Origin of the sequence: Shinella sp. G-2, from assembly GCF_050172695.1 — a bacterium.
Classification (GTDB): Bacteria; Pseudomonadota; Alphaproteobacteria; order Rhizobiales; family Rhizobiaceae; genus Shinella.
This window is the reverse complement of the sequence record NZ_JBBEYH010000004.1, coordinates 346,860-356,345: the sequence shown is the minus strand read 5'-3', so window position 1 is coordinate 356,345 and position 9,486 is coordinate 346,860. Positions and strand designations below refer to the sequence as shown.

Sequence of the window (9,486 nt, the reverse complement as noted above, 5' to 3'; positions counted from 1 at the left end):
AGAAGCGCCGCCGCTCTCGTTCGATGAGCGGCGTTATAGGCCCAACATTTTTACCCGTCAACAGCGAGATTGAAGATTTTTGGAAAAACTTACAAGCCACTGATTTCAAAGGAAATATTCTGAAATCCTTCTGTGAGACCTGCCCGCTTGCGGATTTTCCCCGCGAAAATCTTGTCCGGACGGTCAAAACAGCCCCGAAAAGACGCCAACCGCCTTGCTGGAGCAAAAACCGCCCGGTGCAGAAGGCGAATATCGGGGATGAAACGACCCTTTCGCTTGACTTGCGGCCAAAAGAAAAGGCGCCGGCGGATATCCGCGGCGCCCCTCCCCTGCCCCTCTCGGCACGGCAATCAGCCCTTCAGCTTGCCCATGATCTGCTCGAGGAAACCGAGCAGCACGGCAGAGACGACGAAGGCCAGATGCATCAGCGTCAGCCACATCAGGCGGCCGTCGGTATATTGCTGCACATTGAGGAAGACCTGCAGCAGATGGATGGAGGAGATCGCGACGATGGACGAGGCGACCTTGATCTTCAGGCTGCCGGCATCGAGCTTGCCAAGGAAGGAGACGTCCTTCTCCGCCTCGTCGAAGCGGCTGACGAAATTCTCGTAGCCGGCGATCATCACCATGAGGATGAGGCTCGCGACCAGCGCGGCATCGATGAGCCCCAGCATGGCAAGGATCATTTCAGCATCGTCGAAGACGAAGACGTTCTTCGCGACCTTGACGAACTTGTAGAGGAACGAGACCGCATAGACGGCAAGCGCCGCGACGAGGCCGAGATAGAAAACCACGAGGATCCAGCGGCTCGACAGGATGATGCGTTCGACCAGGAGTTCGAGGGATTTCATCGCGGCGGGCTCCATCGGGAATCGGCAAAAATCAACTGCTGATTAACCAAGGAGCCGGACGGCCGCAAGAGCACGGCTGCGCATGCAAAAAGGGCGGCGTCCGCAAACGCCGCCCTTTCTCGGTGTCAACCTCCCTATGCCCGACGGAAGAGGCCCGCGATCAGGGACAGGACCAGAAGGGCGAGGAAGACGAAGAACAGAATCTGCGCGATACCGGCAGAGGCGCCGGCGATACCGCCGAAGCCAAGAAGACCGGCGACCAGCGCAACGACGAGAAAGACCAAAGCATAATAGAGCATTTTCAAACTCCTTCTTGTTTCGCTTTGGAAAACGAGGGCAGGCGAAAAAAGTTCCCGTACCGAAAAGAAGATCCATTCGCGCTCCTTCGTGATAGCGCAAAGAAAACCGCCGCAGTCTTCCGACTGCGGCGGCGTGAGCGGGACCGGCGGGTCGCAGCAGCCTAGTGGCGGCGCGTCCAGTCGTCGATCTGCCGCTCGGCCTCCTCCTTCGCGAGGCCATAGCGCTGCTGAATCTTGCCGGAGAGTTCGACGCGGCGACCCTTTATGACGTCCAGATCGTCATCGGTCAGCTTGCCCCACTGGGCCTGCGCCTTGCCTTTATACTCGTTCCACTTGCCTTCGATGATATCCCAATTCATGGCGTAACCTTTCCTGGTTGTGGTGTGCGCCGATGTGGCTGACGGGAAAGGCTGGAACGGAGAGAAAGTTCCCTTTCTGGCGACCGCGGCCCCGGTTTTGCTTTTCCGGGAACAAAATCCGCGGCTGCCCGTTGTGGGCCCATCGCTCGATGGCGAAGCGGACGGGAAAGGAAGCGCAGATGCTCGGTACCATTCTTCTCATCATCCTCATTCTTCTTCTGATCGGTGCATTGCCGAACTGGGGATATAGCCGCGGTTGGGGTTACGGCCCGTCCGGCGGCCTCGGCCTCGTCGTGCTCATCCTTCTCATCCTCGTCCTGATGGGACGCATCTGAACCCCGATAACCAGCCAGGAACCGGAACCATGAAGAACACCCTTATCGCGCTTGCGCTCGTCGCCTCCACCGTGACGCTCACGGCCTGCAGCCAGACCGAACGCGGCACCGCCATCGGCGCGGCGTCGGGCGCCATCATCGGCGGCGCGGTGACGGGCCGGGCAGGCGGCGCGCTTGCCGGCGCGGCCATCGGCGGTGCGGCCGGCTATCTCATCGCCCGCTCCGACCGCGACGGCTACTGCCTCTACCGCGACCGCCATGGCCGCCGCTACGAAGCACGCTGCCGCTGATCCACCAGAAGCGAAAACGAAAAACGGGCCATCCGGCCCGTTTCTTCATGTCATCAACAGGGAATACGAATGCGATCAGAGACCGCCCTTGGCCTTGCGCTCGGCTTCGTCGAGCTTTTCCAGAAGGTCGAGCAGACGATCGGGCACAGGCTCGGTCTCGATGACGTCGTAGAAGGATTTGAGCTTGCGTCCCACAGCACCATTCGGATCGAAGGCGGCCGTGGCGGGGCCTGCCCCGCTGCGTCTCTTGTCTTTACTGGGCTCGATCATGGTCTTGTTTCCATCGTCTGCCGCCCGCTATCTTCCTTTTGCCCAAGATTCCCAATAGCAAGTCAGACTTAGCATGCTACCAATAGGTTTCCGCAAAATGAACTCTAGCGGAAACGGTTCCGATACGGAACATATTCAGGGAGAACGAAATGTCACTTTCCACCCGTATCGCACCGCATCTCGCCTATCTGAGGCGGTTTTCTCGTGCCGTGACGGGTTCGCAGACCTCCGGTGACGCCTATGTGGCGGCCATGCTGGAGGCGCTCGTCGCCGACATCACGCTTTATCCCGAGGGGCGCAACGACCGAAACGCCCTCTACCGGCTCTATTGCACGCTCTTCGACAATCTCGACGTGACGTTGCCGAACAACAGCTCGCCCTTCGGCTGGGAGCGGCAGGCCGCCGCGAACCTTGCCAACCTGCCGCCGGCGGAACGCAAGGCCTTCCTGCTCGTCGCCGTCGAGGGGTTCGACATTGCCGAAGGCGCCGATATCATGAACGTATCGGAGGAGCGCTTTTCCGAACTGCTCGACCAGGCCTCGCAGGACATTTCGCGACAGGTCGCCACCGATATCATGATCATCGAGGACGAACCGCTGATCGCCATGGACATCGAGGACATGGTGAAGGGCCTCGGCCACAATGTGACCGGCATCGCGCGCACCCATGCCGAAGCGGTCGAGCTCTACCACCGCACCTCGCCGCGCATGGTGCTGGCGGATATCCAGCTTGCCGACGGCAGCTCCGGCATCGACGCCGTCAACGACATCCTGAAGAACAGCACCATCCCGGTCATCTTCATCACCGCCTTCCCCGAGCGGTTGCTGACCGGCGAAAAGCCGGAGCCGGCCTTCCTCGTCACCAAGCCGTTCAATCCGGACATGGTGAAGGCGCTGATCAGCCAGGCCCTGTTCTTCGACGAACAGGCGCGGCTCGCAAAGTCCGCATGAGACGACAAGGCCCGCGAAAGCGGGCCTTTTCATTTCAGCCTTTCAGTCCCCGAAGAGCCGCCGCGACGATCGCGTCGACCGGCATATCGATATCGACGGTCACCACACCGGGTTCGCCGGTCGGATCCTCCAGCGTCGCAAGCTGGCTGTCGAGCAGGCTGACCGGCATGAAATGTCCCTGCCGCGCGGCCATGCGGGACAGGAGGAGTTCGCGGCTCCCCTTGAGGAAGACGAAGGTAAGCGCGCCGCCGGCGGCCGCACGCAGACGGTCGCGATAGCTCTTCTTCAGGGCCGAGCAGGACACCACGACATCCCTGCCCTCTTCGCGCGCATCTGAAACGACGCGGCCGACGGCGTCGAGCCAGGGCCAGCGATCCGCATCGGTCAGCGGAACGCCCTTCGACATCTTCTCGACATTGATGGCGGGGTGCAGGCTGTCGCCTTCGATGAAGGCGGCGGAAAGGGCTGCGGCAAGTCCCTCGGCAACCGAGGTCTTGCCGCAACCGGAAACGCCCATGACGACAATCGCGCGGGCGTCCGTCATGGTCCGCCCCTAGGCGACGGCCTTGCGCCGCTCGATGCGGGCGCGGATGGCGTCCACGTCGACGCGCGGCGTCGCGGCGAAGAGCGTCTTCGTGTAGCTGTGCTGCGGATCGCCGAAGACCTGGTCGCGGCTGCCATATTCCACGGCTTCGCCGAAATACATCACCATCACATCGTTGGCGATGTGGCGCACGACCGAAAGGTCGTGGCTGATGAAGACATAGGTCAGGCGGAACTCGTCCTGCAGGTCGGCAAGCAGGTTCAGCACCTGAGCCTGCACCGACAGGTCGAGCGCCGAGACCGGCTCGTCGAGCACCAGAAGACGCGGATTGAGCATCAGCGCGCGGGCGATCGCCACGCGCTGGCGCTGGCCGCCGGAGAACATGTGCGGGTAGCGCCCGTAATGCTTCTCCTCCAGGCCCACCTTTTTCAGCATGGCCATGGCGCGGTCACGCCGCTCGTCCGCGGGGATCTTGGTGTTGATGACCAGCGGCTCCGTCAGGATATCGCCGATCTTCTTGCGCGGGTTGAGCGAACCATAGGGGTTCTGGAAGACGATCTGCACCTTGCTGCGCATTTCCGAGGTCAGTGGCTCATGCGCGATGTCGACCTTGCGGCCGTCGATCAGCATTTCGCCATCGGTGATCGGATCGATCATCGTGACCATGCGGGCAAGGGTGGACTTGCCACAGCCGCTCTCGCCGACGATGGCGAGCGTCTTGCCTTCTTCGACCTTGAAGCTGACACCCTTGACGGCGTGAACGGTCTTGGCCGGTTTGAAGAGGCTTCCCGGGATATGGTAGTCGCGCTTGAGGTTCTTTGCTTCGAGAACTGGGGTCATCGCATGGCTCCCGCAAAAATCTCGGCGTCGGTCAGCTTTTCCGTGATCGTCGGCAGGCGGCCGCCGGTCGCGTTTTCCGGCAGGGCCGACAGCAGCGCCTTGGTATAGACGCTCTTGGGAGCCGAGAAGAGCGACAGCACGTCGGCCGACTCGATCTGGCGGCCCTTGTACTGCACGATGACCCGGTCCGCGGTTTCGGCGACGACGCCCATGTCGTGGGTGATGATGATGAGACCCATGCCGTGTTCGGCCTGGAGCTTCATCAGGAGGTCGAGAATCTGCTTCTGGATCGTCACGTCGAGCGCGGTGGTCGGCTCGTCGGCGATGAGAAGCTTCGGATTGCAGGCAAGCGCGGTCGCGATCATGACACGCTGGCACTGGCCGCCCGACATCTGGTGCGGATAGTGGCCGAGGCGTTCCGCCGGGTTCGGGATGCCGACCGACTGGAAGAGTTCGATCGCCCGGTCGCGGCGCGCCTTGCCGGAAAGATCCGTGTGGATGCGCAGCACTTCCTCAATCTGGTAGCCCACCGTGAAGCACGGATTGAGGCTGGCGATCGGTTCCTGGAAGATCATGGCGATGTCCTTGCCGATGATCTTGCGCCGCTCGCTGTCGGACATGGCTTGCATGTCGCGACCGTTGAAGGTGAGGACGTCGGCCGTCACCTTCGCCGTCCAGGGCAGAAGCCCCATGGCGGCGAGCATGGAAACGGACTTGCCCGAACCGGATTCGCCGACGATGGCGAGGACTTCGCCCTCGTCCACCTTGAGCGAAACGCCGTCCACGGCGCGGAAGGGACCGGAAGCCGTCTGGAATTCGACGGTGAGGTTTTTGATTTCGAGAAGCGACATCACGACCTCTTCAGCTTGGGATCGAGGGCGTCGCGCAGGCCGTCACCCATGAGGTTAATGGCAAGCACGGTGATCAGGATGGCAAGGCCGGGGAAGGTGACGACCCACCAGGCGCGCTGGATGAACTCGCGCGCTTCGGCCAGCATCGTGCCCCATTCCGGGGTCGGCGGCTGGGCGCCCATGCCGAGGAAGCCGAGGGCGGCCGCGTCGAGGATCGCCGCCGAGAAGGCGAGCGTGGCCTGGACGATGAGCGGCGCAAGGCAGTTCGGCAGGATGGTGAGGAACATCAGGCGCAGCGTGCCGGCACCGGCGACCTGCGAACCGACGACATAGTCCTTGGACTTCTCCGCCATGACCGCCGCACGCGTCAGACGCACGAAGTGCGGCTGGTTGACGAGCGAGATGGCGATCATCGCATTGAGCAGGCCCGGTCCCAGCACGGCCACCAGCACGAGGGCGAGCAGCAGCGAGGGGAACGCCAGGATGATGTCCATGATACGCATGATGAAGGTGTCGACCTTGCCGCGGAAGTAGCCTGCGACGAGACCGATCAGCACGCCCGAGACCACCGACAGCGTCACGACGACGAGACCGATGAAGAGCGAGAAACGCGCGCCGTAGATGAGGCGCGAGAGGATGTCGCGACCGACGGCGTCGGTCCCGAGAATGTGCCCCCAGGTGCCGCCCTCGGAGAAGACCGGCGGCAGGAGAAGGAGTTCGCGGTTCTGGATGCTCGGGCTATGCGGCGAAACGATCGGGGCGAAGACCGCCAGGAACAGGATCACCAGGAAGACCGCGAGGCCGATGACGGCGCCCTTGTTGCGGGAGAAATAGAACCAGAATTCGGAAAGGCCTGACGGCGGCGTGCCGCCTGTCTTGGTGTCGGCCGCGTTCTGAACTGCACTCATGAGATCGCCTCCTAGTGCCGGATACGCGGGTTGACCCAGCCGTAAAGCAGGTCGACCACGAGGTTGACGATCATGATGACGGCGGCGATCAGCATCAGGCCACCCTGCACCACGGCATAGTCGCGCTTGAAGACACTGTCGACCATCCACTTGCCGATGCCCGGCCAGGAGAAGATCGTCTCGGTGAGGATGGCGCCCGCGAGCAGCACGCCGACCTGCAGGCCGATCGTGGTGATGACGGGGATCATGGCATTGCGCAGCGCGTGCACGCCGATGACGCGGAAGGGCGAGAGGCCCTTGGCGCGCGCGGTGCGCACGTAGTCGTCGCCGAGCACTTCCAGCATGGCCGAACGGGTCTGGCGCGCGATCACCGCGAGCGGGATCGTCGCGAGCACGACGGTCGGCAGGATCAGGTAGGTCAGCGCCGATTTGAACGCCCCCGCCTGTCCCGAGATCAGACTGTCGATCAGCATGAAGCCGGTGACCTGCGGGAAGAAATACATCAGCGAGATGCGTCCCGAGACCGGCGTCCAGCCGAGATAGCCGGAGAAGAAGATGATGAGCAGCAGACCCCACCAGAAGATCGGCATCGAATAGCCGATGAGGGCGACGCCCATGATCGACTGGTCGAGCCAGGTCCCCCGCTTGACCGACGCCAGCACGCCGGCGGGAATGCCGAGCACGACCGCCACGATGATGGCGCAGAGCGACAGTTCCAGCGTTGCCGGGAAGAGGTTGAGGAAGTCGTCCAGCACCGGCCGCTTGGTGACGATCGACGAGCCGAAATCGCCCGTGAGCAGGCCGGTCAGATAGTCGAAGTACTGGAGATACATCGGCCGGTCGAGGCCGAGCTGATGCATGAGCTCAGCGTGGCGTTCCGGCGACATGACGCGTTCGCCCGACATCAGCATGACCGGATCGCCCGGCAGCAAACGGATGAAGGAGAATGCGATGAGCGATACCCCGATGAACGTGGGTATCAGGACGGCGAGCCGTCCGAAGATAAAGCGAAACATGGGAGCCAATCCCTTCTTTTGAAAAACCGGCGGCCCGAATGTCTTCGAGCCGCCGGCCATTGCACGCTCTTTGCGGCGTGCCTTTCCCGTAACCGATATTACTCGGCGATGTCCACGCCTTCGAAGACGAAGTCGCCGAGCGGAGACTGGACGAAGCCAGAAACCTTCTTGCTCATCGGAACGACGGCCAGCGAGTGGTCGAGCGTGTTCCACGGGGCTTCGCGCTTGAAGATGACCTGGGCTTCTTCATAGAGCTTTGTGCGCTCTGCGACGTCGGCGGTTTCCTTCGCCTTGGTCATCAGGTCGTCGAACTCCTTGTTGCACCACTGCGCGCGGTTGTTGCCGCCGACGGCATCGCAGCCGAGCAGGGTGTCGAGGAAGTTGTCCGGGTCGCCGTTGTCGCCCGTCCAGCCGAGGATGGCCGCGCCATCGCGGTCCTTGGCGGAGGAGAGCTTCAGGTATTCAGCCCATTCGTAGGAGACGATCTCGGCTTCGACGCCGATCTTGGCGAGGTCGGCCTGCATCAGTTCTGCTGCGCGGCGGGCGTTCAGCATGTACGGACGGGCAACCGGCATGGCCCAGATCTTCATCTTGAGGCCAGCGGCGCCGGCTTCTTCGAGCATCTTCTTGGCGGCTTCCGGATCGTACTTGTCGTCTTCGACGGCGTCGTTGTACGACCACATGGTCGGCGGGATCGGGTTCTTGGCGACGGTGGCCGCGCCCTGGAACACGGCGTCGACGATCGCCTGGCGGTTGACCGCCATGTTGAGCGCCTTGCGGACTTCAACCTTGTCGAACGGCGGAACGAGCGTGTTGTAGGCGAGGTAGGCGACGTTGAGGCCGGCCTGCTCGGAAACCTGCAGGTTGGCATCGGCCTTCAGTTCGGCGACGTCGGCAGCGTTCGGGTAGGACATCAGGTGGCATTCGCCAGCCTTCAGCTTCTGCGCGCGAACGGCAGCATCCGGGGTGATCGCGAAGACGAGATCGTCGATCGGCTGCTTGCCGCCCCAGTAGTCCGGGTTGGCCTTGTAGCGGATGGCGGCATCCGGCTGGTAGGCGACGAAGGTGAACGGACCGGTGCCGAGCGGCTGCTGGTTCATCAGTTCCATCTTGCCGTCAGCCTGCAGCTTGTCGGCATATTCCTTGGAAACGATGGAGATGAAGGGCATGCCGAGGTTGGCGAGCAGCGGCGCTTCCGGGCGCTTCAGCGTGATCTTGACCGTGAGGTCGTCGATCTTCTCGATCTTCTCGATCACGTCCGGCAGGCCCATGCCTGCGAAGTATTCCCAGGACGCACCCGGTACGTACTTGTTCCAGGCGTTGTCGGTCTTGTACTGGCGCTCGAACGAGAAGATGACGTCGTCGGCGTTCAGCTCACGGGTCGGGGTGAAGTAGTCCGTCGTCTGGAACTTCACACCCTTGCGGAGCTTGAAGGTGTATTCCTTGCCGTCAGCCGAAATGTCCCAGCTCTCGGCGAGGGCGGGTTCGATTTCCGTCGTGCCGCGCTTGAATTCGACCAGGCGGTTGTAAACCGTGTGCGCTGCGGCGTCGAAGGTCTGGCCACCCGTGTAGAGGCCGGGGTCGAAGCCTTCCGGCGAGGCTTCCGAGCAATAAACGAAGGTCTTCGACCAGGCAGCAGTCGCCATCAGCGAGGCAAGCGCCGTCGCTGCGAAGAGAGTAGTCAGCTTTTTCATGTTGAGCTTCCCAGGTTTGCTTTTTTGTTCTCTTGTGCGGTCACGGGTGCAGTTCCAGCCCCGTCCGTGCGCGGATGGAACGACATTTGCCGCAGGATTGCAATAAGTCCGCGAACAAATTTGTCCAAACGGAAAAACCCGCGCAACTTTCTTCTCCACAGCATTAGAAACCGCTGCAAAACCGGGGGCGAATCAGCTTTCGGGCGGCGGTCAATCCCCATCTGGGCGGATAGGCGCGCCGCAAGGGCCGTGCCATAAAAGGACAACGAGGCTAGAGGG

At 62.2% G+C, this 9,486-nt stretch carries 13 protein-coding genes; 3 read left to right on the top strand and 10 right to left on the bottom strand.

What is annotated here, in order from left to right; genetic code table 11:
• Nucleotides 1–350: 350 nt before the first annotated feature.
• From V8U06_RS10755 to V8U06_RS10745, 3 genes are all read right to left on the bottom strand, one after another.
• Nucleotides 351–851: a TIGR00645 family protein gene (locus V8U06_RS10755; protein WP_226920332.1), complete on the bottom strand. Its 501-nt coding sequence runs from the start codon at nucleotides 849–851 to the stop codon at nucleotides 351–353.
• 134 nt (nucleotides 852–985) lie between these two features.
• Nucleotides 986–1,150 carry a DUF1328 domain-containing protein gene (locus V8U06_RS10750; protein WP_226920333.1) on the bottom strand — a complete coding sequence of 55 codons (165 nt, stop codon included), beginning with the start codon at nucleotides 1,148–1,150 and terminating at the stop codon, nucleotides 986–988.
• Nucleotides 1,151–1,311: 161 nt separating this feature from the next.
• The gene (locus V8U06_RS10745) at nucleotides 1,312–1,509 is read right to left on the bottom strand and encodes a CsbD family protein (RefSeq protein ID WP_023514832.1); all 198 of its coding nucleotides are present in this window, start codon (nucleotides 1,507–1,509) and stop codon (nucleotides 1,312–1,314) included.
• A 179-nt stretch (nucleotides 1,510–1,688) separates the two neighbouring features.
• Here V8U06_RS10745 and V8U06_RS10740 point away from each other — a divergent pair, with 179 nt between their 5' ends.
• Both V8U06_RS10740 and V8U06_RS10735 read left to right on the top strand, forming a co-directional pair.
• Nucleotides 1,689–1,844 (top strand): DUF3309 family protein, encoded by a 156-nt coding sequence (locus tag V8U06_RS10740; protein WP_427140606.1) that lies wholly within the window; start codon nucleotides 1,689–1,691, stop codon nucleotides 1,842–1,844.
• 29 nt (nucleotides 1,845–1,873) lie between these two features.
• Complete coding sequence (locus tag V8U06_RS10735; protein ID WP_226920336.1) at nucleotides 1,874–2,134, top strand: YMGG-like glycine zipper-containing protein; 261 nt, start codon at nucleotides 1,874–1,876, stop codon at nucleotides 2,132–2,134.
• 75 nt (nucleotides 2,135–2,209) lie between these two features.
• Here the strand turns inward: V8U06_RS10735 and V8U06_RS10730 are convergent, their stop codons facing one another.
• Nucleotides 2,210–2,404 (bottom strand): NepR family anti-sigma factor, encoded by a 195-nt coding sequence (locus V8U06_RS10730; protein WP_427140605.1) that lies wholly within the window; start codon nucleotides 2,402–2,404, stop codon nucleotides 2,210–2,212.
• Between the two features lie 149 nt (nucleotides 2,405–2,553).
• On the opposite strand from V8U06_RS10730, the gene V8U06_RS10725 reads away from it, so the two are divergent.
• On the top strand, nucleotides 2,554–3,354 hold the full coding sequence (locus tag V8U06_RS10725) for a response regulator (RefSeq protein WP_427140604.1): 801 nt from the start codon (nucleotides 2,554–2,556) through the stop codon (nucleotides 3,352–3,354).
• A gap of 34 nt (nucleotides 3,355–3,388) precedes the next feature.
• On the opposite strand, the gene V8U06_RS10720 is transcribed toward V8U06_RS10725, so the two are convergent.
• From V8U06_RS10720 to V8U06_RS10695, 6 genes are all read right to left on the bottom strand, one after another.
• Nucleotides 3,389–3,898, bottom strand: coding sequence for a gluconokinase (locus tag V8U06_RS10720; RefSeq protein ID WP_427140603.1), 510 nt, complete (start codon nucleotides 3,896–3,898; stop codon nucleotides 3,389–3,391).
• Between the two features lie 9 nt (nucleotides 3,899–3,907).
• Entirely contained in the window at nucleotides 3,908–4,738 is an 831-nt protein-coding gene (locus V8U06_RS10715; protein WP_427140602.1) for a dipeptide ABC transporter ATP-binding protein, read from the bottom strand.
• Nucleotides 4,735–5,589, bottom strand: a complete 855-nt coding sequence (locus tag V8U06_RS10710) for an ABC transporter ATP-binding protein (RefSeq protein WP_427140601.1) — start codon at nucleotides 5,587–5,589, stop codon at nucleotides 4,735–4,737. The genes V8U06_RS10715 and V8U06_RS10710 overlap by 4 nt, the downstream gene beginning before the upstream one ends.
• Nucleotides 5,589–6,497: an ABC transporter permease subunit gene (locus V8U06_RS10705; RefSeq protein ID WP_427140600.1), complete on the bottom strand. Its 909-nt coding sequence runs from the start codon at nucleotides 6,495–6,497 to the stop codon at nucleotides 5,589–5,591. Before V8U06_RS10705 ends, V8U06_RS10710 begins: the two co-directional genes overlap by 1 nt.
• An 11-nt stretch (nucleotides 6,498–6,508) precedes the next feature.
• Nucleotides 6,509–7,513, bottom strand: a complete 1,005-nt coding sequence (locus V8U06_RS10700; RefSeq protein WP_226920343.1) for an ABC transporter permease subunit — start codon at nucleotides 7,511–7,513, stop codon at nucleotides 6,509–6,511.
• 98 nt (nucleotides 7,514–7,611) lie between these two features.
• Nucleotides 7,612–9,207, bottom strand: coding sequence for an ABC transporter substrate-binding protein (locus V8U06_RS10695; RefSeq protein ID WP_226920344.1), 1,596 nt, complete (start codon nucleotides 9,205–9,207; stop codon nucleotides 7,612–7,614).
• Nucleotides 9,208–9,486 lie beyond the last annotated feature (279 nt).

Coding starts and splice junctions, on each gene's coding strand:
- V8U06_RS10755 (WP_226920332.1), bottom strand. CDS start 851: ATGAAATCCCTCGAACTCCTGGTCGAACGCATCATCCTGTCGAGCCGC.
- V8U06_RS10730 (WP_427140605.1), bottom strand. CDS start 2,404: ATGATCGAGCCCAGTAAAGACAAGAGACGCAGCGGGGCAGGCCCCGCC.
- V8U06_RS10705 (WP_427140600.1), bottom strand. CDS start 6,497: ATGAGTGCAGTTCAGAACGCGGCCGACACCAAGACAGGCGGCACGCCG.
- V8U06_RS10695 (WP_226920344.1), bottom strand. CDS start 9,207: ATGAAAAAGCTGACTACTCTCTTCGCAGCGACGGCGCTTGCCTCGCTG.
- V8U06_RS10745 (WP_023514832.1), bottom strand. CDS start 1,509: ATGAATTGGGATATCATCGAAGGCAAGTGGAACGAGTATAAAGGCAAG.
- V8U06_RS10735 (WP_226920336.1), top strand. CDS start 1,874: ATGAAGAACACCCTTATCGCGCTTGCGCTCGTCGCCTCCACCGTGACG.
- V8U06_RS10750 (WP_226920333.1), bottom strand. CDS start 1,150: ATGCTCTATTATGCTTTGGTCTTTCTCGTCGTTGCGCTGGTCGCCGGT.
- V8U06_RS10710 (WP_427140601.1), bottom strand. CDS start 5,589: ATGTCGCTTCTCGAAATCAAAAACCTCACCGTCGAATTCCAGACGGCT.
- V8U06_RS10720 (WP_427140603.1), bottom strand. CDS start 3,898: ATGACGGACGCCCGCGCGATTGTCGTCATGGGCGTTTCCGGTTGCGGC.
- V8U06_RS10700 (WP_226920343.1), bottom strand. CDS start 7,513: ATGTTTCGCTTTATCTTCGGACGGCTCGCCGTCCTGATACCCACGTTC.
- V8U06_RS10740 (WP_427140606.1), top strand. CDS start 1,689: ATGCTCGGTACCATTCTTCTCATCATCCTCATTCTTCTTCTGATCGGT.
- V8U06_RS10715 (WP_427140602.1), bottom strand. CDS start 4,738: ATGACCCCAGTTCTCGAAGCAAAGAACCTCAAGCGCGACTACCATATC.
- V8U06_RS10725 (WP_427140604.1), top strand. CDS start 2,554: ATGTCACTTTCCACCCGTATCGCACCGCATCTCGCCTATCTGAGGCGG.